This window comes from Mesorhizobium sp. M0664 (assembly GCF_040320565.1).
Lineage (GTDB): Bacteria > Pseudomonadota > Alphaproteobacteria > Rhizobiales > Rhizobiaceae > Mesorhizobium.
Genome location: NZ_JAMYPW010000002.1, coordinates 115,264 through 139,890, shown reverse-complemented (window position 1 = coordinate 139,890; position 24,627 = coordinate 115,264). Strand labels below are relative to the sequence as shown.

Below are 24,627 nucleotides of genomic sequence, written 5' to 3'. Positions count from 1 at the left end.
CGCCAAACATCGGTTACTACTGAGCGGCGCTCTTTGGCAGCGCCAGCCTGACCGAAAAACGCGCAACATTTCATGCAACAGCAACTGACGCCGGCCATGCCGCGTCGGTCCCCGCGCCGCTACCCAAGCCTAATTGACGTGTGTCTATAAGAGCTTGCCTTAGCCCGGCCCTATCTTCGGCGTGCCTGCCCTGCACCTTGGCATCGTATGACAGATGCCTCCGTAGAGTAGGTTCGCGGCCCGGATCGGTGCATCCTGTTCCTCGCAAGCCATCACGACCGTCGCGTTTCTACCGCTCCTCGCTCGCTCCTCCCCGAACGCGACCGCTCAGGCCGACTCGACGGTCGTGATGGTGAGCAGGACGTTCAAAGCACATGGATGGACACGATGAACAAAGACGGACTTTTCTCCGTCGGCGGATCTCGCCGCGATGTCATGTTGGCAGGCCTGATCTCTACGGCAGCCGCCGGACTGCCCCGCGCTGCTTCGGCAACGAGCCGAAAACAAAACCTTCCCTCTTCCCCCTCAATCAAAGGAACCAAGACGATGAGCACCATCACGACCAAGGATGGCACCGAAATCTACTATAAGGATTGGGGCAAGGGTCCTGTCGTCACGTTTTCGCACGGCTGGCCGCTGAATTCCGACGCCTGGGACGGCCAGATGCTCTTTCTTGCCCATAACGGCTTTCGCGTCGTTGCGCATGACCGGCGCGGCCATGGCCGATCGAGCCAGGCCACGTCCGGCAACGACATGAACGGCTATGCGGACGATCTTGCAGCCGTGATCGAGGCGCTGGATCTCCGGAACGCCACGCTGGTCGGCCATTCGACCGGAGGAGGCGAGGTTGCTCGCTATATCGGACGGCACGGGACGAAGCGGGTGGCCAAGGCTGTTCTTATCGCCGCTGTTCCGCCGATCATGGTGAAGACGCCGGCCAATCCGGAAGGCCTGCCGATCGAGGTATTCGACGGCATAAGGGCTGGCCTCGTCAAGGATCGGTCGCAGTACTACCGGGACCTCGCACCGTTGTTTTATGGCGCGAACAGGCCAGGCGCCAAGGTTTCCCAGGGGACTCTGGATCAGTTCTGGCTCTGGAGCATGCAGGCGGGTCTCGTGAACGCGTACGAAAGCGTCAAGGCGTTCTCCGAGACCGATTTTACCGAGGACCTCAAGAAATTCGACGTACCAACCCTCGTCCTGCATGGCGAAGACGACCAGATCGTCCCCGTCAAGGACTCGGCAGTCAAGTCGGCCCGATTGATCAAAGGCGCAAAGGATATCTATTACCCCGGCGCGCCCCACGGGATCACGGCCACGCACCAAGATCAGGTCAATGCTGACCTGCTCGCCTTCATCAAAGGATAGCTTCTGTCGGCTCATGTCCCGGATTGTGGAACCGAACCACTGCGCCATCGAGCTGGAGCGCTGGCAGGGGCGCGAAACATATGCTGCGCCACGGCTGCCACTCGGGCAACTGCGCCTGTGCAGCCCGGAGGCGATCGCCGGCGTTCGACACTACGTCGCGCTGTCGGGGGTCGCCGCCGCGCGCTTGTTCTGCCTTGATGGCCAAAGCGCTCTCCAAGACGTCAAACTGGCTAAGCACCGGGAGTTTATCAATCGCTAGCCGTTTGCGATTGCCGCTCATTTTGGCGGTCTCAATTAGGCGTGAAATTTTCTTGGCCAGCAGTTGCGACTATCGCAGCAGCACCGGCGCCATTTTTCGAAGGCAGGAACGAAATGGGCGTACTCTCGGGCAAGATCGCGGTGGTCACCGGCGGGAACAGCGGGATCGGACTATCGGCTGCAAAAATCTTTGCGGCCGAGGGCGCGCAAGTCGTCATTACCGGCCGCCGGCGGCAGGCGGTCGAGGAAGCGGTCGCACAGATCGGGGCAGGCGCGCTGGGCATTCAGGGAAATGTGGCCGAGGTGTCGCACCATGACGAGGTAGCGCAACAGATCCGTCAGAGGTTCGGGGCGCTCGACATCTATATGGCGAACGCCGGCATAAACACCATCACGCACTCGGCCGACGTCTCCGAGGCGGAATATGATGCGCAATTTGCCGTCAATACGCGAGGCGTCTTCTTCGGCGTCCAGAAGCTGATTCCGATCATGCGGAATGGCGGCGCAATCATCCTCACAGGCTCGCTGGCCAGCGAGAAGGTTCTGGACGGTCATGCTGTTTACGCGGGCTCGAAGGCGGCCATAAATGCCTTTGCGCGCGCTTGGGCGATCGAACTGAAGTCTCGCGGCATCCGGGTCAACGTGCTCAGCCCAGGTCCGGTGGATACGGCTATTCTCGATAAGCTAGGCATACCGTTTGAGCAGCGCGGGCTGTTTAGCGATGGCAGAGGCAATACCCCTGGGCCGGATGGGGCAGCCGGAAGAGCTGGCAAAAGCCGCCCTGTTCCTTGCCTCGGACGCGAGCAGTTTCGTAACGGGCATCAATCTGCGGGTCGACGGCGGGATGGCAGTGCTCTGAGCCACGACTGCGATGTCGTCGCGCCAATAGACTTCCGAATAAATGGCTGAGCAATCGGTCATCCTCAAGACGATTTTCCGGGAAGCTGCCGCACGAGTCGCGCCAAATAGGTCGGAGGCGAGACGTTTTGTCGACGTGGCGCAAATTGAGCCACGTAAGCAGCAAGTCGCATTGCAGGGATCGACGCGCAAGAGAGAAGTCGGCTCGCCGATACGGCGGAAGGACCGAGGTCTCGCCCCGGTCCTTCAATTTTCTGTAGGTCGGGATCAGTGACCCCAGATGCCCTGGCCGTATTCATCGTTGGGAACAGTCGGCTTGCGTACGGTTTTCGGCACCCCGATATCATTGTTCATTTTTTTGATCGAGGATGTATACATGTTGTAAGACGCAGTCGCAGGCTGCTGGGATCCGTTTGATCCATAGTGGTCGCTTCCGGCAGTGGCGCTTCCTGCTGTAATAACAAGCACGGCGACAGCAAGGACTGTCATTTTCATTTCAGTAACTCCATTGATGGCTTGGATGATATTCACCCATACAAATATAAATGTCGTGACGCAGCGACACGATCAGACGGTCCGGCTGTTTGATCCATACGAAGGCATTGGGCGATTCAGGCCGAAGGCCAGGGACTATGTCGTTGACGAGAGGAGGCTTTGCGGCGCGCCCTCAGTGTCTGTTCCGGCGACCGCCGACAATGCACACCCGGCATAGATACCTCAATTTGCTGCAGGGCACCTGATCTCCCCGGTGACCTACCCTGCACCTTGGCATTGTATGACAGACCCTTCCGCACAATAGGTTGGCGGGCCGCGTCGGCGCATTCTCCTGAGCATTGGTCACCACAGGCGACACGGGAGAAAGCAAATGCGAAACATAACTCGAGTCCTGGCCCTCACCGCAGCGCTTGCCGCGTCGGGCGGCGGGATGGCGCAGGCCGCGAATTCTCAGCCCAAGCCGACGATCGTACTGGTGCACGGCGCCTTCGCGGAATCGTCGAGCTGGGATGCAGTCATCACCAAGCTCAGCAAAGACGGTTATGTGGCGATAGCCGCAGCTAATCCGCTCCGCGGCGTTGCCAGCGATGCGAAAGCAGTCTCAGCCATCGTCCGGTCGGTTTCCGGGCCGGTCGTGCTGGTGGGGCATTCCTATGGCGGGCCCGTCATCACCGAGGCCGCCAATGGCAATCCCAATGTGAAGGCGTTGGTCTACGTGGCGGGTTTCGCGCCCGATACGGGCGAATCGAGCCTTACGTTGTCCAGCATGTTTCCCGGTAGCACCTTGGGGAGCGCGCTTGCTCCAGTCGCGTTGCCGGACGGCGGACAAGACCTCTTCATCGAGCCGGCCAAGTTCCGCGCGCAGTTCGCCGCCGACGTTCCGCAAGAGCAGACTTTGCTGATGGCTGCCACTCAACGCCCTGTTGCGCAGGCGGCTCTGGCTGAAGCCTCGGGCGTCGCCTCATGGAAGACGCTGCCGTCCTACATGATCTACGGCTCGGATGACCGCAACATCCCGGCAGCCGTCATGAGCTTCATGGCCAAGCGTGCGCACGCGGTAAAGACCGTCGTCATCGAGGGTGCGTCCCACGCGCTCATGGTTTCGCATCCCGACGAGGTCACGTCACTCATCGAGGATGCTGCTGCATCGGTCAGTCAGTAGCAGGCCGGAAACGCCCAGCATCCGATCGAGCAACGAAAATAGACACGCAACACCAGGAGACCAGACATGAAGATCGTCGTCATCGGCGGAACCGGGCTGATCGGTTCAAAGACCGTGGAGAGACTGCGAAACAAAGGCCACGACGTACTTGCGGCGTCGCCGAATTCGGGCGTCAACACCGTTACGGGAGAGGGTCTGGCGGCCGCGCTTGCCGGTGCGCAGGTCGTCATCGACCTCGCGAACTCGCCGTCGTTCGAGGAAAAGGCTGCCCTGGAGTTCTTCTCGGCATCCGGGCGTAATCTTTTTGCCGCCGAAACGGCCGCCGGCGTCCGTCATCACGTGGCGCTGTCGGTCGTCGGTACCGACCGGCTGCAGGGCATGGGCTATTTCCGCGGCAAGTTGCTTCAGGAAAAGCTGATCAGGGAGTCCGGAATTCCCTACACCATCGTTCACGCCACTCAATTCTTCGAATTCACCGCCGCCATCGCAAACACGGGCGCCGTCGGGGATACCATTCATATGTCGCCGGCCTACTTCCAACCCATGGCGGCTGATAATGTTGCCGATGCGATGGCGGACGTCGCGCTTGCCGCGCCGTTGAACGGCATGATCGAAATTGCCGGCCCGGAGCGTGTTCGCATGAGCGAACTTGTCGAGCGCTTCCTGAAGGCCACCAAGGACCCGCGCAAAGTCGTCCCGGATCCCGGCGCGCTCTACTACGGCCAAGTGGCAATCGACGATCGAACGCTGGTGCCCGGCGAGAACGCGTGCATCGGCGCCGTGCGTTTCGATGATTGGCTCAGCCGATACACACCACCGAAGTAAGTAATCATCGGATAGGCCCGCCATTCGCACAACAAGGAGACCAGACATGATCAAAACACTTCTCTGCGCCGCGCTCACCGCCGCTTCCGTCACCGCAGCAATGGCCAATGACGCCGCCAGCGTGAAGCTTGTCTACGACCAGGCTCTGCCAAACGTGCCCGGCAAGAGCATGAAAGCCGTGCTCGTCGAGTACGCGCCTGGGGGTACGTCGCCGGCTCATACCCATCCCAAATCCGCGTTCATCTATGCCACGGTCCTGCAGGGGGCGATCCGAAGCCAGGTCAATGACGGGCCGGTGAAGACTTATCGCGCCGGCGAGAGTTTCTCGGAATTCCCTGGCGACCGTCATGCCGTCAGCGAAAACGCCAGCAAGACGGAAGGCGCTCGTCTGCTTGCTATTTTCGTCGTCGACACCAGCGAGACGGAACTGACGACGAACGCGAAATGAAATCGTAGCCCCCAGGACCATCGGGGCGTACGCGAAGGGACGGTCAGTGACATGAATTCGATCGCCATCCGCACACTTGCGGGGATTTTGGTCCCCCATACTCCGCTTGTTGGCCGAGCGATCGAACATGCCCGCGCTCGATGTGAACCCTACCTGTTCAACCACGTGGTCCGATCCTGGCTTTTCGCGGCCCGGATCGGACAGATTCAGAATATCCAGCACGACGCGGAGGTTGTTGCGGTTGCAACCCTGTTGCATGACGTCACGCTCAATGAGGACTTCGCCGGGCCGCGCCGTTTCGAAGTGGAAGGCGCCGATCTCGCCCGCGCCTTCGTTCGGGAGGGCGGCTTCGACGAGCGGCGCGCCCAATTGATCTGGGACAGCGTCGCCCTCAACTCGACGCCGTCGATTGGCCTCTACAAGGAGGCTGAGGTGGCGCTGTGCACAGCCGGCATCTGCCTCGATGTCGTCGGCTTGCAATACAGCCTCGTTTCGTCAGCCGAGATTGCAAAGATCGTTGGCGAATTTCCGCGCCTCGGGATGAAGCGGCGGATGACGCGATGCTTTTGCCATATCGCCGAGATCAGGCCCGAAACCACCTACGACAACTTTGCCCGGGACTTCGGCGAGCGCTTTGTTTCAGGCTACAAGGCGACTTCGGCAGTTGATCTTGTGATGAACGCTCCCTTTGAAGAGTGACCGCAGTTTCGATCCAGGTTCTATCGACACCGGTCGGTTCAGCCTTGCCCTTCAAGTGACCTAAACGCTGTGCGTCTGTCGGATGCATGCGGCAAAGCGAATTGCCGAGGGCAGCGGTCAGGTGCCAATTTCCACCTCCTATACTTCGGTTTAGGCGCCCCAACCCAATCGAGTGGCAATACATATCATCGGCACGATAGCAACAGTTCGTCTCACCGGTCATCCTTACGGTGCAATGGATTGCAAACACCTCAAGGAGATAAGTAATGAATATTGCAGCGCCACCGGTCGCTCCGAAAGGAAAAGCCGTCGCCCAACGCGCGAGTTATGCGGAGCAGTCGCCGGAACTTCTAAAGAAATTTATTGAATGTCTTGGTGCGACGCGAGAGGGGTCGATCGAAGAGCCAATCCGCGACCTTGTTGCAGTCCGAGCCGCGCAGCTGAACGGGTGCACCTTCTGCCTCGATATGCACGTCAAACAGGCGAAGATCCATGGCGAGCGCGAACTGCGCCTTTACCACCTGGCAGCCTGGCGGGATTCGACCTTGTTCGTTCCTCGCGAGCGCGCAGCCTTGGCATGGACGGAAGTCTTGACCAAGCTGCCCGAGCAGGGTGTCCCCGACGAGATCTACGATCGAGTCAGGTCGCAGCTTTCCGAGAAGGAAATCTCCGATCTGACCTTCGTTGTCATGGCGGTCAACTCTTGGAACCGTCTGAATATCGGCTTCAAACCCGTCCCGGGCTCGGGCGATGCGAAGTTTGGCCTGAGCAAAGCAGCACTGAGCTAATCTTTGGAATGGGTCAGAATGGAGTTGTTTGCGCGCCATTCTGACCGGCCGGACGAAGGCGCCGAGCTCGGCGACCAACACTGGAACCGATCCCAGCCCCGCGGCCGCGGCCGCGAGGCGCTCTCAGGAGGGCGTCATGCGAATTGACAGTCTGCATCCAGTAATATCGGCCCGTCTCATGGTGGTCGATGTCGACGCTCCACTCCGCAGTGCGGCACTCTCACTTTCCAGGCCCGCAATAGGCCTGGTCGTGGTGTGCCACGGCAGTGGGGAGGCGGCAGGCGTGCTGAGCAAGTCCGACCTTGTCCGCCATCTGGCGAATTCAGGGCCAACAGAAGCGCCGATTGCGGCTTTGATGAGCAGGTCCATCGTGTCCTGTGGTCCCGATGACGACCTTCATTCAGTGTGGCAGACCATGGCCGCGCGAGGCCTTCAGAATGTGCCGGTGCTCGGGGCCGACTCGAAACCGCTAGGCGTCCTCGATATCCGTGATGCGATGAAGGCGCTCTTCAAACAAGAGGAACTGCAGGAACGGCTGCTTGCCAACTACATCAGCGGGATCGGCTATCAATAGAGCATCGTCTCGCGATTGAATATACGGAAGTATGGATCGGCGTCTTCTTAGATATAATGGAAAATAAAAGCCATAAATTATAGCGTGTTGAAGCCAATAGGTGCCGACTTAGCCAGCGGGGAACGAAATGTTTCGTCCGGACATAAAAGAAGATGTCTTCGACGGCCCGCCCGATGGCCCTGGAGGTGGTATGTCCGTGCAAATGTCGACGGCCGGCATCGTCCATGACCTGGGCAATCTCATTCAGGTCGCCTCGTCGGCGTTGAACCACCTGGCCCGCGATCCGAGCATCCAAGCGGCTCCGGCGCTCGGGCCTGTAATAGCCGGCGCCAAAACGGCTTTGGAGCGGGCTGGTGGCCTTGTCCGGCAAACCATCAGCCTGGCCCGAGAGAGCCACGCGGAAATCGAATACACAAACGTAGGTGCTTGCCTGGCTGAGATCGAAACCCTCGTACGGAGCGCCTTGGATGCCAATTTCGGTCTTGAGCTTCGGGTTGGGTCCGACCTGCCTTTGGTGAGATGCGATCGCTTTGGATTGCAAAATGCGGTTCTGAATCTTCTGTTCAACGCGCGCGATGCAATGCCTGACGGCGGTTTCATCTCGATCGATGCCGGCTTGGCCTCTGAGAACTCTGCCGCCGGTCAGGTAGACATCCGCGTCGCGGACAACGGTATCGGGATGACCAGCGAGACGATGCTCTGCGCCTTCGATCCGTTCTTCACCACCAAAAGCGAAGGCCTCGGCGGCGTCGGTTTGCCGATGGTGAAGCACTTTGCCGAGCAATCAGGCGGAAGCATCGATATTCAGAGCACACTTGGGGCAGGCACGACCGTCACTCTGCGGTTGCCTGCGATGCGATAGCGGCCCGCCAATCTGCCTCCGGTGACACGTGACATACAATCGAGAGATAAAGATGGATGCACAAGTCGTTGAAAACGTCCAACAGCACCGTTTCGAGCTGCCGATCGCCGGTGATATGTTTGCGGCGGCCTATTATCGGCTCGAGGGCGGGAAGGTTGCGCTGATACACGCCGAAGTCCCGTCGGAATTTTCCGGACAAGGGATCGCGTCGCAATTGGCCCAAGGAACCTTCGAACTGCTCCGCAAGACCGGCCGTAAAGCGATCTTGAAATGTCCCTTCATGAGCCGCTTTTTCGCCAAGCACCCGGACTATGCAGATGTCGTCGGCGGCTAGTCATGGGCACGAATGTTGAGGGTTTCCCAAGGATCCATCCAAATGCCTGACGAGTATGATTTGCAGAGATTCGTCAGCGCACAGGATCCGGTCTACGACGACGCGCTGGCCATTCTACGTCGAGGGATGATGTGCACTCCCTACATGGAGTTCATCTTCCCAAGGTTGGCCACAAGGCGAAGTGGTACAGCGCCTGAGCCATATGCAATCACATCGCTCGACGAAGCCAGCGCCTATCTCTCGTTTCCGATCCTCGGAGGCCGTTATCGGGAATGCGTTGGCACCCTGCAACGGCTCTCCGGCCTAAGCGCTCGCGCTGTCTTCGGTGACGTTGATGCGAAGAAGTTGCACGCGTCCCTCACGCTGTTTTCCGAAGCAAGCAACGACGAGTTCCTGCTCGAGACAATCTTCGACGTCTGGTTCGACGGTTTGCTCGATGAGGAAACGATGAACGATCTCTACTTGATATCGTAGTGGTCTGCCTGCGCCACCCGGCGTAAAGCTGTCGCGGCGCTGAGGTCACCATCCGCTGCCTTATCCCTCACACGCTGCCATCTGGCAGAGGCATGAGCTCGTGCTCTCCCGGCACGCCGGGGAAGCGGCGTTCGCGCCAATCCGCCTTTGCCTGCTCGATCCGTTCGGCTGAAGAGGAGACGAAGTTCCAAAAGATATGACGTGGCTCGGCCAGGGGCTCACCTCCTATCAGCATCAGTCTCGCCGCATGGAAGGCAGGCGCCTGGAGCACAATCTCAGCGCCGGGCGCCAGAGCTACTAATTCGGCCTCATGAAACGTACCGAACTGGCCGACAATTCCAACCTCACCGGCGACGATGTAGATCGCACGCTCACGGTGTTCGGGTTTCACCTGGTAGCGCGCACCGCTCGTGAGCACAATTTCGGCATAGACCATGTCGGAGAACGTCCTTACCGGCGAGACCAACCCGTCGGACGCGCCGGCGATCAACGTAAACTCGACGCCGTCGGCACAGATCCTCGGTATTTCGGGAGCGCCAAAATGTGCGACGTCGGCGGCAATTTCTTCATAGCGGGAGGGGAGGGCGATCCAAGCCTGAGCGCCGAAGAGATTGCTTGCCGACGCCCGGACTTCCGGTGGCGTGCGCTCGGAATGGACGATGCCCGACCCGGCCGTCATCCAGTTGACCTCGCCAGGACGGATGGTCTGCACTTTTCCCAAATTGTCGCGATGGACGATCTCGCCATCGATCAGGTAGGTCACGGCCGCAACGCCGATATGCGGATGCGGTCCCATATCGAAACCGTGACCTGCGTCGAATATAGCGGGGCCGAAATGGTCGAACAGGATGAAGGGCCCGATCATCAGGCGATCCGAGGACGGCAATACGCGCCTTATCTTCAGTCCGTCCGCAAAATCACGGATAGCTGGCTGGATGAGTGTATCGATGCCTGTGATACCGCTTTGGCGGATGGTCATGGATCTCTGTCCTTCTGCATGCCTTGTCAGCCAGGTGCTCGAACGCGCTTGAACGAAGCGGCTCGAAAGACTGTCTGAATGGCTTTGAGGAGCGCGAATTTGGAGCTCGCGTGGTGCTGTCCGGCGATGCCGCTTTCATTAAAAGCCGACACCCTCATCGACAGGATCGCGGCAAGATCTTCGGCCATTTCGGGCCTGTCGTGCAGCAGCGGCGCAAAGCTTTCCTGGTCTATGTCGTAAACCGTGACAGGGGTCATTGCCCGCAAACTCGACATCTCGCCAATACCGGCGAGCAAGCCGGTCTCGCCGAAGAAATCGCCAGGTGCAAGCCGGGAGATCTCCTGCAGTTGATCATCGTCCTCGCCAATTTGCCGGACGATGACGCCCGTCCGAACGATCATGAGCGACGGCAGCATCTCTCCCTGTCGTGCGATGATTTCGCCCTTATGGTAGGTGCGAACCGAGGCCGCTTTGGCGAGCGAACCCTGCTCGGTATCCGTTAGCGCCGAGAATACCGGTATGGAATTGATGAGTTCGATCGGGGTGAAGCCTTGGGAGGCCGCCGTCTCGTGGCCCGGCCGGTTGGTCATGGCAATCGAGCCTGAAAATGGCTCCGCCAGCAGCATGCCGGTCGACTTTGAATGGCGATAAATGAGATCGAAGATTTCGTTCCGAGCGGCACTTCGCTGGTCGATACTTGCGACGCGAAAAAACAACTCGATCTCGATAGCTGTGGCATCCAGGCTTCTGATGGTGACCGAAGGCGAAGGGTCCTGGAGGATCGAATTGCAGCTCAGCAAGACAGTGCGCATGAGGTCTACGATGATCGCCGGCGTCTTCGTTGGCGCCACCTTGACGGTTACGGCAAGTCCATGGCTCTCGTCCGGACCGCTTAGATTTGTTACCCCGATCTTGGCGAGAAGGCTGTTTGGCAGCACCACGACATTGTGTGTCGGGGTCAGAAGTTGGGTCGACCGCCAATTGGTCTCGATAACGCGGCCTTCGGTTCCGTCGCCCAGAATGATCCAGTTTCCAAGCACGTAAGGGCGGCCGAGGTTAAGCGCGATCGCCGAAAATACGTCACCAAGCGTATTCTGGAGCGCCAGTCCCAGGATGACGGCAAACACGCCCGACGTGGCAATGAGCGTTCCGACCGGCACTGCAAAGACAAACGCCAGGATCGACAGGAACATTCCAGCGTAGACGACACCGACCACGACGTCCTGCAGGAGACGTGCCTCGCGCGGCTTTCGCTCGAAGACGAGATAGATACGGACAAATCCGATCAGCGCCCAGGCAAGGTGAACCCACCAGAGCAGCTTGACCGAGCCGATGAGGATCGCTCCTCCGGTTGTCTCGTTGTCCCCTGCGGCCTCGTACGGCACGACGCGCAGGTGGAGAACCATGGCCGACATCGCGACGAAAAAGGCGAGTTGGACGACCAGCTTCGCATTGGCGAAGCGTCTGGGGATGAGAGACCAAACGACGATCCCGGCGAGGCCGAGCAACACGATGTAGACCAGAGGAGAGTTCCACCAGTTCATGAACGATCACCGCGATGCCCGGTTCAACGTTTGGTCTCCGGCCCGGCGATCGGGCCTCTGGCGCTGGCCTTGTCTTTTTCGAGAACTGCTTCGGTGATCGAATTCGGCAGCCGTCGCGGCTTTTCGATCAGCCCGAGCACCGGCATGGCGATGATGAAGAACGCAAAATAGTAAAGCGTCGCCAGTTGGGACATGACGACGTATGCGCCTTCCGCCGGCCGGGAGCCGAGCCAGCCGAGAAAGAGGGCATTGGCAACGAACAGCCAGAAGAGCACCCTGTACCAGGGCCGATAGACCGCCGAGCGCACCTTCGAGGTGTCGAGCCACGGCACCAGGAACAGCACGGCGATCGAGCCGAACATCGCGAGCACGCCGCCGAGCTTGGAATCGATCGGCCCGATATTGAAGGTGATGGCCCGCAGGATCGCATAAAACGGCAGGAAGTACCATTCCGGCACGATGTGGGCCGGCGTCTTCAGCGGATTGGCGATGCTGTTGTTGTCGGGATGGCCGAGGTAGTTCGGCAGGTAGAAGACGAAATAGGCGAAGAAGAACAGGAACACGAGGATGCCGAAGGCATCTTTGACGGTGGCATAGGGCGTGAAGTCCACGACATCGGTTTTCGATTTGACCTCGATGCCGGTCGGATTGTTCTGGCCGACGACGTGAAGCGCCCAGATATGCAAGGTCACCACGCCCACAAGCACAAATGGCAGCAGGTAATGCAGCGCAAAGAAGCGGTTCAGCGTCGGATTATCGACCGCGAAGCCGCCGAGCAAAAGCTGCTGGAGCCAGTCGCCGATCAGTGGGATGGCGGTGAAAAAGCTGGTGATGACAGTAGCGCCCCAGAACGACATCTGTCCCCAAGGCAGCACGTAGCCCATGAAGGCCGTCGCCATCATCAGCAGGAGGTTGGTGCAACCGAGCACCCACAGCAGCTCACGCGGCGCCTTGTACGAACCATAGTAGAGCCCGCGGCAGATGTGGAGGTAGACGGCAATGAAGAAGAACGACGCGCCGTTGGAATGGAGATAGCGCAGCAGCCAGCCCGAATTCACGTCGCGCATGATCTGCTCGACCGAGTTGAAGGCCAGCCCCGTATCAGGGGCGTAATGCATCGCCAGCACGATGCCGGTCAGGATCTGTGAAACCAGCATGATCGTGAGAATGCCGCCGAACGTATAGGCATAGTTCAGGTTGCGCGGGACGGGATAGACGATGAAGCTGTCATAGACCAGCCGCGGCAGCGGCAGGCGGGCGTCGAACCAACGTTCGATTCTGGTTTTGGGCGTATAGGTCGAGTGTTTGCCGCCGCTCATCGAAATGCCCCCTGCCTCAGCCGATACGGATCTTGGTGTCGGAAACGAATTGGAACACCGGTACCGCCATGTTCTCGGGTGCCGGCCCCTTCCGGACGCGGCCGGCAGTGTCGTATTGCGAACCATGGCAGGGGCAGAACCAGCCGTCGAAATCGCCTTCCTGACCATGCGGGATGCAGCCAAGATGGGTGCAGACCTGGATCATCACCACCCAGGCTTCCTTGCCCGGCATAGTTCGATTGGCGTCGGTTGCCGGCGCATCGGCCGGCAGGTTGGCGTTGCGGGCAATTGGATCCTTGAGCTCGGCGAGACTGACTGCCTGGCCGTCCTTCCTCTCTTTTTCGGTGCGGTTGCGCACGACAACCGGCTTGCCGTGCCAGTCGACGATCAGCGACGTTCCCGGCGTCAGCGAGGAGACGTCGACCTCGATCGCGGCGGGCGCCTCGACGCGCAATGTGTGCTCGGCTGTGGAGGTTTCGGAAAGGTCGGCCATGATGGCGACTCCTATTGTCGGAAGCTGCGTCATCGCGTTGGTGGCAATCGAGCAAAAGTCAGACCACGGCTTTCGCGTTTCCAGTCTGCTCGTGCCGCGCGGAATATGCCGGCCGTGGCCGGGTGTGAGCCATCGTGCCAACGGCACGTGCGTCCAATACTTTCGTTTAGGATTTCCTGAGCGAAGGACTGGCCGGGCCGGCGATGATGCCATCATGGAAGGTTCTGGATTCCTCCAGATAACCGTTGGCCGCTGAGCTGGCATACGTCCCGGCATTGCGCACGGCGATCCCGAACTTCAGTCCGACCATACCTCGGCATAGGCACGTCTAGCTGTCGGTGTCGTAGTCGTCGTCTCCGCCAAGTGCGAGTTTCTGGAGCGGTTGTCTCGCGTGGCGCGGGGCAGGTTTTCCGCTCGGCGACGACCAATTGCGGGATTCAATCGGGTTCAGAAAAGGGAAAAGCGGTGAAACTCTACTACAGCCCTCTCGCCTGCAGCCTGGCGGACCACATCGCTCTGGAAGAGGCCGGTGTTTCCTTCGAGCGCGAAAGTGTGAACCTCAAGACCAAACGGACAGGCTCCGGGGATGATTTCACTACCGTCACGCGCAAGGGCTATGTTCCAGCCCTCGTGCTGGATAGCGGCGAAACGCTGACGGAAAATATCACCGTCCTCGACTGGATTGCGTCGCAATACCCGCCACTGGCAGTGGCGGGGCCGTTGGGCCGTACCCGCCTTCTCGAAGCGCTGACCTACATCTCAACTGAAATACACCGAAGCTTCAAGCCGATGTGGCACCAAAGCAGCGATGCCGAAAAGGCCAGGGCGAGCGCGACGATTACGAGCCAACTCGAGTTCGTCGCTGACGGGCTCGAGACCGACTATCTGTTCGGCGACAAGCCCAGCGTCGCGGATTTTTATCTTTTCGTGATGCTGCTTTGGGCGGCCCGCTTCCAAGTCCCTGTTCCCGCGCCTTTGCAAGCCCTTCGCGTCCGAATGGCTGCCCGACCGGCCGTGCGCATCGCAATGGATCGTGAGGGCCTCGTCTGAAGCCGAGGGCGACTTCGAGCATAAGACCAGATGCAACATGTCCTCTCGCCCAAACAGAAGATCAGGAGTCATTCTCATGCTGCCGTTCCTGCGGATGCTACATCTACATCCAGCCGCTTCCAAGCGCGGGGACGGCCTAGGTCTCGAATTTCTGAGGAGGGAAATCGAGGAAACGCTTGACCTGACCGGCATTCACTCAGAGTTCGCCGCACTGCCTCCTGGCCGAGTGTTACAGTGGTTGGTCCGCCGCCCGCAGTCACCATCGAAATAGGCAACATTTCCTGTCGGCCGATGAGGCGGGCGGTCCGGTCGTTCCTGCTTGTTGGTCATTACAGAGGCTTCATCATGAATGCGAGTAAGGCTCCCGACACGGTCGATCATCGCCGCCGGCGCATTGTTGGTGCTGCAGCAATGACGTTCGCCGCCACCGAACTCGGCTTGAGCGAGCCGGCGGCCACTTGGACGGTCGAGGCGAGGGCATCTGCTACGCAAGCCACGCAGAAATCATTCGGCTCGCTCGGGCAGGTCAATGCCGGAAATCTGAGCGTCGGATATGCGGAGCTGGGGCCCGCCGAAGGTGCCCCAGTGATCCTGCTTCATGGCTGGCCTTATGACATTCACACCTACGCCGATGTCGCTCCCCTGCTTGCCGCAAAGGGGTACCGCGTGATTGTGCCCTACCTGCGCGGCTACGGCACTACGCGCTTCCTGTCGGACGAGACGATGCGCAACGGCCAGCAGTCGGCGCTCGCCGCGGATACGATCGCCCTGATGGATGCGCTGGGGATCGAAAAGGCCACGATCGCCGGCTGCGACTGGGGCGCTCGAACGGCCAATGTCGTTGCCGCGCTCTGGCCTGAGCGTTGCAAGGCGATCGTCTCGGTGAGCGGCTATCTCATCGGAAATCAGCAGGTCGGCATGGTGCCGCTGGCACCGGAGGCGGAGCTTCAATGGTGGTATCAGTATTACTTCGCCACGGATCGCGGCCGCGCCGGCTACGAGAAATACACGCGCGATTTCGCCAAACTCATCTGGCAACTCGCTTCGCCGCAGTGGAATTTCGATGATGACATCTTCCAGCGCAGCGCCGCAGCACTGGACAACCCGGATCACGTCAGCATCGTCATTCACAATTACCGTTGGAGGCTCGGCCTGGCACCGGGCGAGCCGGAATATGACGTTCTGGAAAACCGGCTGGCCGAAGCTCCCGTGATCACAGTGCCGACCATTACCCTTGAGGGCGATGCCAATGGCGCACCCCATCCCGACAGCAGTTCCTACGCCAAGAAATTCTCGGGCAGATACACGCACCGGATCATCACCGGCGGTATCGGCCACAACTTGCCTCAAGAAGCCCCGCAAGCCTTTGCCCAGGCTGTCATCGACGTCGGCGAATACTGATCAAAATCCATGACGTGCCCCCGACGCAAGGAATAAAACGGGAAGAGTCCTGGTTCTCGGCACAGCCTCCGGTCCGCTTAGGCGAGAACAGCTCTCCCGCCGACCCAGACCGACGCGATGTTGGCCCTGGAAGCGGAGTAGACGATCTTCTGAAGGATGCCGTCGCCGTCGTCGAGTTCGTCCCACAGGTGAATTGTGCCTCTGGGCGCGGCGGTGTCGACCAGGATCGCATCGAAATGGTAGCCAGGCGAGAATCGCCCCACAGGCAAGCCGAGTGCCGCGCCACCGCCTGCCGTCGCCAGGTGGAAGGACTCGCGAAAGTCGACGCGTGCTGTTCCGGCCGTGCCGCGCGTCTCGGCCGCTAGCGCCGGGTCGGTGCCGGTTTCCAGCATGCGCGACGACATGACCGTCGCGCGCATCGCATCGAACATCGAGGCGCTCGGTCCCCCGGAAATGTCGGTGCCGAGCCCGACCTTGACACCCTTCTCGAGGGCCGCCCTCAACGGGAACACGGCGCCTGCGAAGTAGGCGTTGGAGACGGCGCAGTGCGCCACGGCCGCCTTGCGCACGCGGATCGTCTCCATGTCGGCAAGCGTAATGAAATTGGCGTGCGCGAGCACGCTGCCGGCGCGCAGCAGGCCAAAGCGATCAAGGCTAGACGTGTCGCTGATCCCGTGGCGCTGCAGCACGTAGCCATGCGCCCAGTCGCTCTCCGAGCAATGCGTCTGCACATGGCAGCCGCATTCCTGCGCAAGCGTGCCGAGCCCTTTGAGGGCGGCGTCGGTACAGGAGGGGATGAAGCGCGGCGTAATGACCGGCTTTACCCGTCCCGTGGCATTGTCCGGATGCCCATGCACGTAGTCGATCAGAGCGCGCGTGCCATCGATGGCCGCGTCCGCCGAGGTATCGCGATAATAGGCCGGGCACTCGTCGGGATTGTCCATCGCCACTTTACCGACCAGCGCACGTTGCCCACGTTCGAGGCAAATGTCGACGAGCAGCCTTGTCGCGTCCTGGTGGATGGTTGCGAAATAGAGCGCTGTGGTCGTGCCGTTAGCGATCAGGTCGTCGACCAGCAGGCCGTAGCTGCACCGCGCCAAGGCGAGATCGGCGTAGCGCGCCTCCAGGGGAAACGTGTGTTTGTGGAGCCAGGCCTCGAGCGGCACGTCCAGCGCTCTGCCGAGCTGCGGATATTGCGGCGCGTGCACGTGAAGATCGACGAAGCCGGGCAGCAGATAACTCTGCGCCGGCAAGGTCGCCAGCGAACCGGTCCGGCGCGCGGCCTCCAGCGCCTCGTCATAGCCGGCATCATGCGGCTGCAGCACCGAGGCGATGATGCCTGATTGATCGATTGCGATCAGGGCATGGAGCAACTCTTCCACGAGCCCGCGCTCCGGCGCGTGAAAGCCGCTGGCCAGAAGCGTCTTGCCGCTCAGGTCGCTCACCTGTCCTCCGCCGAAGAACAGCTACGCACTGCCGTCGCGAAGCGCCAGAGCGTGATTGCCCGTCCGTCGATGCCGATGACAATATCGGAAGGGCTGCCGCTCATGCGGCTTGCGCCGTCGTGCCGTAGGTGATGCCCTTCTCCTTCAGCCAGCGGCGATAGGCGATCGACGAGCCGTCGGCCCGCGTCGGGATTTCCGCGCGCGGCTCGAGCGGCAAAAGAAGTGGCCGCTGGTTCTCCAGGATGATGCGGTCCTGCAGGAAGATGAGCTGCTGGAACTGCACAAGTTCGGTCGTGGTCGATACGTCGTCGATCAGGAACATGACGGGGTGCGCGCGGCAGCGGTCCGGATCGAGGGGCTGCACGAACAGACAGATCACGTCCCACCGGGTAGCCGAGTTGGGGCAGGTCTTGTAGAGCATCACCGCGAAAGGATTGGCGACCCGGTACATGTATTGGGTCATGATGCCGCCGGTCGCCGAGAGTGCTGCCTGCGGCTGGAAGAATTCGCAGTTGGTCGCCCACACCTCATCCACGTCGCGGCGGATTTCGGTTGTGTAATGCCGCACTTCCGTGTGCGGCTCGGCGCCCAATATGTCGGTATGGACGAAGGGGAAATGCGCCATGTCGAGGAAATTCTCGACGATGCGCAGGCCGGACGCCTTTACCGCGATCGCTCCGCAAACGACAGGCCGGCGATCGTCCTCATAGGCCTCCGGGATCGACAGCACATCGCCGGCCGGCATGCCGAGCGTGATCCATAGATAGCCGTAGCGTTCCTTGGCCGGGACTTGGCTGCCGTCGCCGGCACGCGACACATTGACCGGGCCTGCCGTATCGCGGGCTACCAACAGATCGACGCCCAGAAGCCGGTTCGGCATCGTGCCGACCGGAATCTCGTTCAGCGCGTCAATGCAATACCATTGGTCGAGGGCCGCCTGCTCCGCAGCTCGCTTAATCGTCATTGTTGCGTCCTTCCTGTGCTATCTCACTGCCGATAGATGCGGTCCATCACGGCCCGGTGGTCGGCCATCGCCGCCTCGACATCGAAAGAGGCGAAGTCGCCTCTCGCGATAATCTGCCGGCCGTTGATGTAGGAATAGTCGACCTTGAAGGGTCCGCAAAGCACCAGCGCGGCGAGCGGGTCGCGCTCGGTGCCGGAAAGGCCGAGTTGGCTGCGTTTGACCGCGATGAAGTCGGCGCACATGCCGGGCGCGAGATGGCCGATGTCATTGCGGCCGAGCAGGGCAGCGCCACCGCGCGTCGCCATTTCGAGGGCCTCGCGCGCGGACAGCGCCGTCGGCGTGCCGCCGAAACCGCCGCGGCCGCCGGGCTTTTCGGAGAGGTAGTGGTGCGGCGCGACACGCTGAAGCATCAGCGCCAGCCGCGCTTCCATGAACAGGTTCGACGTGTCGTTCGAGGCCGAGCCGTCGACGCCAAGGCCGACCTTCACGCCCTTGTCGAGCATCTCGCGGATTTTCGCGATGCCCTGGCCGCAGCGCATGTTAGCCGACGGGCAATGGGCGACCCCGGTGCCGGTTTCGGCGAAGCGGTCGATCTCGTCGCTGGTCATGAAAATCGAGTGGGCGAACCAGACGTCGTCACCGAGCCAGCCGACGGATTCGGCGAACTCGACCGGCCGTTTGCCATAGATTTCGAGGCAGTACTTCTCCTCGAAAAGCTCTTCGGCAAGGTGCGAATGCAGGTTCACGCCCTTGTGGCTGCGCGCCAGCGATGCCGCATCGCGCATCAACTCCGGAGTCACCGAGAAAGGCGAGCAAGGAGCCAGGATGATTCGGCTCATTGAATGCCGCGACGCGTCGTGATAGCCGCCGATCAGCCGTTCGGCATCCTTCAGGATATCCTCTTCCTTTTCGACGCAGCGATCCGGCGGCAAGCCGCCCTGGCTTTCGCCGCGCGACATGGCTCCACGCGCAGCGTGGAAACGCAGACCGATATCGCGGGCCGCACCGATCGTCGCGTCGAGCGTGCAGTTGTTGGGCAAGATGTAGAGGTGATCGGAGCTGGTCGTGCAGCCCGAATGGATGAGCTCGGCCATCGCTACGCGCGCCGAGACGCCTATCGCATCGTCGTCGAGCTCGGCCCAGATCGGATAGAGCGTCTTCAGCCAGACAAGCAGCTCGTCGTTCTGAGCCATCACACGGGTGAGGTTCTGGTACATATGATGATGCGTGTTCACCATGCCCGGCATGACGACATGGCCCGATAAGTCGAGCACCTCGTCGGCACTGGAGGCACTGAGTTCCGCGGTGGTGCCGACCGCTTCGATGACGTTGTCGTCGATCAACAAGGCGCCGTCGGAAATCTCGCGGCGCGTACCGTCGAAGGTGGCGAGCAGATCGATGTTCTTGACAAGCAGGCGGGGCATGACGGTCTCAACGCATGTCGCGGAAATAGGGTTCGCCGAGAGCAGCCGGCGCGGCCATTACCCGGCGCATGCGCTGCCAGGCAAGCACCGGCACGATGATCAGGGCGATCGTGCCGAGATAGGGCAGCATCGACAGGATCGGCGCCGCGATCGGCCAGTTGCGTGCTTGGCCGACGAAGCCGAGCGAGGTGATGAGACCGAACAGCAGAGCGGCCAGCACGGCGTTGAGGGGCCGGTAGCCTGCGAAGATGACGAGAGAGACGGCAATCCAGCCGCGGCCGGCCACGACGCCTTCCGACCAGGAGGGAACGAAGGCAAGCGTGAGGTAAGCGCCGGCGCCGGCCGCCAGCGCCGAGCCCGCGGCGACATACCAGAAGCGGATGCTTTGCACCGAAATGCCGGCGGCGTCGGCTGCCGCGGGGTTTTCGCCCACCGCGCGCATGTTCAGCCCGTGGCGCGTGCGGAACATGATGTAGTGCAGCACAACCGGCAGGACGATGTAGATCAGGTAGACAAGGATGTTCTGCGTGAAGATCGCGCGACCGAGCAGCGGGATGTCGCTAAGATAGGGAATAGCGATCGGCGCGAAGGTCGCCGGCGCCGGCATGCCGGAATAGGCGCGACCGATCGTTGCGGCCATGCCGGTGCCCATCAGCGTCAGCGCCAGGCCGCACAACACCTGGTTCGCTTTGACGACGACGGTGCCAAGAGCGAAGACGCAGCCAACGAGGAAACCGACGGCAAGCGCAAGGACGAAGCCGAGCATAGGGTGCGGCGTGGCGACGACGACCGCGATGCCAGTGATTGCACCGAGCGCCATAAGCCCTTCGACGCCGAGATTGACGACGCCGGCGCGCTCGGAGAGCGTCTCGCCCAGCGCCGCCAGCGCCAGCACGCCGCCGGCGAGAATGGAGGTCTGGATCAATCCGGCGATCATGTCCATGGGTGTTTCCTCAGCTCGCGACCGGTTCGGTCCGCGTGATGCGGTAGTGAGCGAGTTCGTTGCCGATCGCCGTGAAGAACAGGATCAGTCCGGTGATGGCGAGCACGGCCGAGACGGTGATGCCTTGCGTCTGCAGGATGATGCCCGAATTCAGGATGACGCCCATCAAAGCCGCGCCTGCGAGCACGCCAAGTGAGGAACCGCGCGCCAGCACCGCGACCATGATGCCGAGATAGCCGAAATTGTTGGAGATGCCGCCCTGCAGGCGATGCACCGTGCCAGCTACTTCCAGCATACCGGCGATGCCGGCGATCGCTCCCGACATCAGCAGGACGACGACCAGGCGGCGGCGGAACGGCATGCCCGCATAAAGCGCCGCGCTCGGGTTCGACCCAGCGACCCGCACCTCGTAACCCCAGCGCGTGTAGTTGAGCAGTCCTGCGATGACAAAAGTGAGCAGGATCGCCAGCGGGAAACCGTAGTGCACGATACCCCAGAATTCAGGCACGTCATGCGGCAGACGTGCAGTGGTCGCGAGCGCATGGCCGCTCGGGTCGAGCCATGGTCCGGTGGCGACGTAATAGACCATCAGCGTCGCCACGAAATTCAGAAGCAGGGTGGTGATGAGTTCGCTGACATCGGCGTAGGCGCGCGCCAGCGTCGGCACCAGTATCCAGAGCAGCCCGCCGAGCGCGCCAGCGATGAACATAACAGGCAGGATCAGCCAGGTCGGGCCGGGAATGAACAGCGCGACTGCCGTGGCGCTGAAGGCGCCGGCATAGAATTGGCCCTCCGCGCCGATGTTCCAGGCGCCGATTCTCAGCGCTACCCAGACCGACAGACCGGTCAGGATCAGGGGAGTGACCAGAAGTCCGACATCTTCCAGCCCGAAGCTCGAGCCAAAAGTCGAGTTGAGCACCTCCCAGGCGAGTTCGACGGGAGCATTGCCGCGAGCGGCCAGAACCAGGCCGGCGACCCCCAGCGCCAGCACGATCGCCAGGGCACGTGCCGCAAAGGCAACGGAGGGCTGCGCGGATGGAACGCGCTGGAGCTTGATCGCCAAGGTCAGTGCTTCCCGGCAGCGGCCTGGGCGCCAGCACTGGACCGCATCTGCCCGCCCATCATCAGGCCGATTTCCTCGATGTCGGTGGAGGCAGTCTCCACCGCGCCCATGATCCTGCCATGGAACATCACGGCGATGCGATCCGACAGGTTGAACAGCTCTTCCAGCTCCTCGGAAATGAAGAGCACACCGACGCCGGCATCGCGCAATTCGACGAGATAGTGCATCATCGTGTTGATCGCTCCAACATCGAGGCCACGGCTCGGATAGGCGGCGATCAGAACCTTGCTTGCGATGCGCATCTCGCGGCGTGCGACGAGGCGCTGCTGATTACCGCCGGAAAGGTTGCGCATGGGCATGCCGAAATTGGGCACCGCAACGGATGCCGCTTCGGCGATCGCGCGCGCAAGAGCAGCCGCTAGGCGCGGTCGGAACGCGAAGCCCTTTGAAACAGGCGCCGACGCATATTCGCGGATTATGGCGTTGTCGGTGATTGAAAGCGCCGGCGCCAGGCCGCTGTGCAGCCGGTCTTCGGGAATGTGGCCGACGCCGAACTTCGCGTAATCGACCGCGCCGGCGGTCGTGACGCCCTTTCCGCCGAGCAGTATCTGGCCCGAGTGGATCGGCCGCAAGCCGGTGACGACCTGGGTCAGCTCCTTCTGGCCGTTGCCGGCCACACCGGCGATGCCGAGAATCTCGCCGGCATGGATGTCGAGCGAAACCTCGTCGAGAAGGATGCCGCCCACGTCGTCACGCGCGACGACGGATTGGAGGCTGAGCACCGGCTCGGCGGAGATGCCGGCCGCGCCTGGCTGCCTGGCACGCAGATTGCTGAGCACGATCTCACGGCCAACCATCAGGCGCGCCAGCATCTTCTCGCCGCAGTCCGCGGTATTTTCGGTGGCCACCTTGCGGCCGCCGCGCAGCACGGTGATGCGGTCTGATATTTCCAGGACCTCGTCGAGCTTGTGGCTGATGAAGATCACCGCATTGCCCCGGGACACGAACTGCTTGAGCGCCTTGAAGAGCTCGCGCGCTTCCGCCGGAGTAAGCACTGCAGTCGGCTCGTCGAGGATCAGAACACGGGCATTGCGCGCGAGCACGCGCAGGATTTCCACGCGCTGCTGCTCGCCGGTCGAAAGATCGGCGACGCGCGCGGATGGCCGTACCGCGAGGTTCAGCTTCTCGGCCAGTGCGGCAGTCCGCGCCTCGAGCACCGACGAGCCAATACGCTTGGGCGTTTCGGACCAGCCGAGATGAATATTCTCGGCGACCGTGAAGGCGGTCACCAGCTTGAAATGCTGGTGGACCATGCCAATACCGGCGGAGATTGCATCGACGGGAGATGCGAAACGCTTGGCATAGCCGTCGACGACGATCTCACCGGCATCCGGCTGATAGATGCCGGTGAGGATGTTCATCAAGGTCGATTTGCCGGCGCCATTCTCGCCGAGCAAGGCGTGGATCTCCCCCGGCATCACGTCCAGGTCGACGTCCTGGTTGGCAACGACGCCGGGGAAATATTTGCTGATGCCCTTGAGCAGCACGAGCGGCGGCGCGCCGGAGCCAGGCTCGTAACGTCCCGGGGAGGTGGACGGCACCTCCATGCCGCCGTAGCGGTGCTCGCTCGAAGCATGATGAACTGGAACAAAATCATTCATCCCGCTTAGCTCTTTGCCTTCTGCCGCATAGGCTATCCGAAAACTCTGCAATCTTTCAGGATTACGCTTGGAGGCCGCTGACGCCTTCGATCGACCAATCCCAGTTGTAGAGTTCCTCTTCGGTCATGCGATGGCCGGCAGCCACCTTGACGTTGCCCTTGGTGTCCTTGATCTCGCCCTCGAACGGGCTCCAGCCGCCGAGAATCTTGTCGCGCACGGCATCGGCCTGATTTGCGACCTCGGTGGGCACCGTCTCGCCCCAGGCATCGCGGTCGATACCGCCGCCCATCGGCAGGATGGTCTGCCATGGCGTCCACTTGCCTTCGAGGCGCAGGCGCACCTGGTCGACATAGAATTTCTTGAAGTCGATGGCGATCGAGGAGACGTAGGCCTTCGGCCCGTAGCGGCGGATGTCGGTATTCCACATCACGGCCTTCGCGCCGCGCTGCTCGGCCACCTGCAGATAGCCTGCTTCGTCCATGATGCCGAACAGAAGGTCGGCGCCGTTGTCGATGAGCGCGGTGCCGGCCTGGGTGGCAGCCTGCGGATCGAACCACGAGTTGATGACGATGGTCTGCATCGTGGCGTTGGGATTGACCGAACGGGCGCCCATCAGGAAGGCATTGGTGCCGGAAAAGACCGACGGAACAGGGAAGGAGGCGACGTAGCCGAGCTTGCCGCTCTTGCTCATCAGGCCCGCGGCGACACCGGTGACGTAGGTCGGGTACCAGTGGGCGAGATAGTAGGTCGAGAGATTTTCGAGCGGGTTGCGGCCATCGCATTCATAGAAGGCGACGTCCGGCGAACGCTTGGCCACGTCGTAGAGGAAGTCGCCATAGTTGGAGGTGGCAAACACCATGTTGGCACCTTCCGAGACGAACTGGCGGAAGGTGCGGGTCGCGTCGGCCGAATAGGGGATGCTTTCGACGAACAGCGTCTTCAGCTTCGGGAACGCTTCCTGCACGGCCTTCATGCCCTGGTCGTGGCTCCAGGTCCAGCCTTCATCGGTCACCGGACCGGTGTGGCCGAAGGCGATGACCGCGTTTTCCTCGGCGACGGCGGCGAGCGGCGTCTGTGCATTGGCGGGCGTGATAAGGCCGGATTTCGGCAGGAGCAGCGAGGCGCCGGCCGCGGCGCCCATGTTGAGGAAGCCTCGGCGGGAGAGATTGCGCAGGATCATGCTTCGGTCCTTTGTT

At 61.3% G+C, this 24,627-nt stretch carries 25 protein-coding genes and 1 pseudogene; 14 read left to right on the top strand and 12 right to left on the bottom strand.

Annotated elements, in window-relative coordinates; all coding sequences use genetic code 11:
- Positions 1-387 precede the first annotated feature (387 nt).
- The 3 genes and pseudogenes from NKI39_RS03425 to NKI39_RS03415 all read left to right on the top strand — a co-directional run bounded on the left by NKI39_RS03425 (position 388) and on the right by NKI39_RS03415 (position 2,485).
- Positions 388-1,368: an alpha/beta fold hydrolase gene (locus NKI39_RS03425; RefSeq protein ID WP_502893737.1), complete on the top strand. Its 981-nt coding sequence runs from the start codon at positions 388-390 to the stop codon at positions 1,366-1,368.
- Between the two features lie 13 nt (positions 1,369-1,381).
- Positions 1,382-1,627, top strand: coding sequence for a hypothetical protein (locus NKI39_RS03420; protein WP_352470615.1), 246 nt, complete (start codon positions 1,382-1,384; stop codon positions 1,625-1,627).
- Between the two features lie 113 nt (positions 1,628-1,740).
- Positions 1,741-2,485, top strand: a pseudogene (locus NKI39_RS03415) (glucose 1-dehydrogenase).
- Between the two features lie 266 nt (positions 2,486-2,751).
- On the opposite strand, the gene NKI39_RS03410 reads toward NKI39_RS03415, so the two are convergent.
- Entirely contained in the window at positions 2,752-2,979 is a 228-nt protein-coding gene (locus NKI39_RS03410) for a DUF680 domain-containing protein (protein WP_352612459.1), read from the bottom strand.
- 370 nt (positions 2,980-3,349) lie between these two features.
- Here NKI39_RS03410 and NKI39_RS03405 point away from each other — a divergent pair, with 370 nt between their 5' ends.
- From NKI39_RS03405 to NKI39_RS03365, 9 genes are all read left to right on the top strand, one after another.
- Positions 3,350-4,141: an alpha/beta fold hydrolase gene (locus tag NKI39_RS03405; RefSeq protein ID WP_352592496.1), complete on the top strand. Its 792-nt coding sequence runs from the start codon at positions 3,350-3,352 to the stop codon at positions 4,139-4,141.
- A gap of 66 nt (positions 4,142-4,207) precedes the next feature.
- Positions 4,208-4,966 carry an SDR family oxidoreductase gene (locus NKI39_RS03400; RefSeq protein WP_352830683.1) on the top strand — a complete coding sequence of 253 codons (759 nt, stop codon included), beginning with the start codon at positions 4,208-4,210 and terminating at the stop codon, positions 4,964-4,966.
- Between the two features lie 46 nt (positions 4,967-5,012).
- On the top strand, positions 5,013-5,414 hold the full coding sequence (locus NKI39_RS03395; RefSeq protein ID WP_352470610.1) for a cupin domain-containing protein: 402 nt from the start codon (positions 5,013-5,015) through the stop codon (positions 5,412-5,414).
- 51 nt (positions 5,415-5,465) lie between these two features.
- A complete protein-coding gene (locus tag NKI39_RS03390) occupies positions 5,466-6,113 on the top strand; it encodes an HD domain-containing protein (protein WP_352470609.1) in 648 nt (215 codons plus the stop codon).
- Between the two features lie 266 nt (positions 6,114-6,379).
- Positions 6,380-6,901: a carboxymuconolactone decarboxylase family protein gene (locus tag NKI39_RS03385; RefSeq protein WP_352830681.1), complete on the top strand. Its 522-nt coding sequence runs from the start codon at positions 6,380-6,382 to the stop codon at positions 6,899-6,901.
- Between the two features lie 136 nt (positions 6,902-7,037).
- The gene (locus tag NKI39_RS03380; RefSeq protein WP_352470608.1) at positions 7,038-7,475 is read left to right on the top strand and encodes a CBS domain-containing protein; all 438 of its coding nucleotides are present in this window, start codon (positions 7,038-7,040) and stop codon (positions 7,473-7,475) included.
- Positions 7,476-7,602: 127 nt separating this feature from the next.
- A complete protein-coding gene (locus tag NKI39_RS03375; RefSeq protein WP_352830679.1) occupies positions 7,603-8,337 on the top strand; it encodes a sensor histidine kinase in 735 nt (244 codons plus the stop codon).
- A gap of 52 nt (positions 8,338-8,389) precedes the next feature.
- Positions 8,390-8,671, top strand: a complete 282-nt coding sequence (locus NKI39_RS03370) for a GNAT family N-acetyltransferase (protein WP_352830677.1) — start codon at positions 8,390-8,392, stop codon at positions 8,669-8,671.
- 42 nt (positions 8,672-8,713) lie between these two features.
- Entirely contained in the window at positions 8,714-9,145 is a 432-nt protein-coding gene (locus NKI39_RS03365) for a DUF1810 domain-containing protein (protein ID WP_352502535.1), read from the top strand.
- A 67-nt stretch (positions 9,146-9,212) separates the two neighbouring features.
- Here NKI39_RS03365 and NKI39_RS03360 read toward each other — a convergent pair whose 3' ends face one another.
- From NKI39_RS03360 to petA, 4 genes are read right to left on the bottom strand one after another with little or no spacing between them, the layout of a single operon-like run.
- Positions 9,213-10,124, bottom strand: a complete 912-nt coding sequence (locus NKI39_RS03360) for a pirin family protein (RefSeq protein WP_352830675.1) — start codon at positions 10,122-10,124, stop codon at positions 9,213-9,215.
- Positions 10,125-10,150: 26 nt separating this feature from the next.
- A complete protein-coding gene (locus tag NKI39_RS03355; RefSeq protein WP_352830673.1) occupies positions 10,151-11,668 on the bottom strand; it encodes a mechanosensitive ion channel family protein in 1,518 nt (505 codons plus the stop codon).
- Between the two features lie 23 nt (positions 11,669-11,691).
- The gene (locus NKI39_RS03350; protein ID WP_352470602.1) at positions 11,692-12,987 is read right to left on the bottom strand and encodes a cytochrome b; all 1,296 of its coding nucleotides are present in this window, start codon (positions 12,985-12,987) and stop codon (positions 11,692-11,694) included.
- A 16-nt stretch (positions 12,988-13,003) separates the two neighbouring features.
- On the bottom strand, positions 13,004-13,585 hold the full coding sequence (gene petA, locus NKI39_RS03345) for a ubiquinol-cytochrome c reductase iron-sulfur subunit (protein ID WP_502895671.1): 582 nt from the start codon (positions 13,583-13,585) through the stop codon (positions 13,004-13,006).
- 360 nt (positions 13,586-13,945) lie between these two features.
- On the opposite strand from petA, the gene NKI39_RS03340 reads away from it, so the two are divergent.
- Together NKI39_RS03340 and NKI39_RS03335 are read left to right on the top strand one after the other, a co-directional pair.
- Positions 13,946-14,530, top strand: a complete 585-nt coding sequence (locus NKI39_RS03340; RefSeq protein WP_352830671.1) for a glutathione binding-like protein — start codon at positions 13,946-13,948, stop codon at positions 14,528-14,530.
- A gap of 345 nt (positions 14,531-14,875) precedes the next feature.
- Positions 14,876-15,931, top strand: coding sequence for an alpha/beta fold hydrolase (locus tag NKI39_RS03335; RefSeq protein ID WP_352830669.1), 1,056 nt, complete (start codon positions 14,876-14,878; stop codon positions 15,929-15,931).
- Positions 15,932-16,008: 77 nt separating this feature from the next.
- Here the strand turns inward: NKI39_RS03335 and guaD are convergent, their stop codons facing one another.
- The 7 genes from guaD to NKI39_RS03300 all read right to left on the bottom strand — a co-directional run bounded on the left by guaD (position 16,009) and on the right by NKI39_RS03300 (position 24,611).
- Complete coding sequence (gene guaD, locus NKI39_RS03330; protein ID WP_352830667.1) at positions 16,009-17,376, bottom strand: guanine deaminase; 1,368 nt, start codon at positions 17,374-17,376, stop codon at positions 16,009-16,011.
- 100 nt (positions 17,377-17,476) lie between these two features.
- Positions 17,477-18,340 carry an aromatic ring-hydroxylating dioxygenase subunit alpha gene (locus NKI39_RS03325; RefSeq protein WP_352470599.1) on the bottom strand — a complete coding sequence of 288 codons (864 nt, stop codon included), beginning with the start codon at positions 18,338-18,340 and terminating at the stop codon, positions 17,477-17,479.
- Between the two features lie 23 nt (positions 18,341-18,363).
- Positions 18,364-19,764, bottom strand: coding sequence for an 8-oxoguanine deaminase (locus tag NKI39_RS03320; RefSeq protein ID WP_352768631.1), 1,401 nt, complete (start codon positions 19,762-19,764; stop codon positions 18,364-18,366).
- Positions 19,765-19,771: 7 nt separating this feature from the next.
- On the bottom strand, positions 19,772-20,707 hold the full coding sequence (locus tag NKI39_RS03315) for an ABC transporter permease (protein ID WP_023674225.1): 936 nt from the start codon (positions 20,705-20,707) through the stop codon (positions 19,772-19,774).
- A gap of 10 nt (positions 20,708-20,717) precedes the next feature.
- Complete coding sequence (locus NKI39_RS03310) at positions 20,718-21,770, bottom strand: ABC transporter permease (RefSeq protein ID WP_502898539.1); 1,053 nt, start codon at positions 21,768-21,770, stop codon at positions 20,718-20,720.
- 2 nt (positions 21,771-21,772) lie between these two features.
- Positions 21,773-23,377 carry an ABC transporter ATP-binding protein gene (locus NKI39_RS03305; protein ID WP_352502596.1) on the bottom strand — a complete coding sequence of 535 codons (1,605 nt, stop codon included), beginning with the start codon at positions 23,375-23,377 and terminating at the stop codon, positions 21,773-21,775.
- 115 nt (positions 23,378-23,492) lie between these two features.
- The gene (locus tag NKI39_RS03300; protein ID WP_352830665.1) at positions 23,493-24,611 is read right to left on the bottom strand and encodes a BMP family ABC transporter substrate-binding protein; all 1,119 of its coding nucleotides are present in this window, start codon (positions 24,609-24,611) and stop codon (positions 23,493-23,495) included.
- Positions 24,612-24,627: the final 16 nt, after the last annotated feature.